The 430-nt window shown below is 60.7% G+C and carries 1 pseudogene; it reads right to left on the minus strand.

The annotated features are described in order from the left end of the window. Positions 1–53 precede the first annotated feature (53 nt). Positions 54–430 (minus strand): annotated as a pseudogene (locus SxD43FB_RS24065) (hypothetical protein); the annotation flags it as partial.

The following is a 430-nucleotide window of genomic DNA, read 5'->3' on the forward strand; positions in this document are numbered from 1 at the left end:
CTCCTACAGGGATGCGCATTTCCCTGTAGGAGCGAGACTTGCCCGCGAAGCGTTTAGAGGCCCAGCAGCGACAACATGATGAACGTCGCAAACAACACAAAATGGGTCATGCCTTCGATGGCATTGGTTTCGCCGTCGTTGAGGTTGATTGCGCTGACGATCAGGGTGAGGAAGATCATCACCGTCTGCACCGGGGTCATCGCCATCTGAAACGGCTGGCCAGTGTAGAGCGCCATCGCTTCCATCACCGGCACCGTCAGGATCACCGTCGACAATGACGCGCCCATGGCGATGTTGACCACCGATTGCATCCGGTTGGCCAAGGCCGCGCGCAATGCCGTCAGGATCTCCGGCGCCGCGGAAATGGCCGCCACCAGAATCGCCGTTATCACCGGCGGAGCACCCGTGCCTTCCAGGCCCAGGTCGAGGG

Source organism: Sphingobium sp. D43FB (assembly GCF_002312805.1).
Classification (GTDB): Bacteria; Pseudomonadota; Alphaproteobacteria; order Sphingomonadales; family Sphingomonadaceae; genus Sphingobium.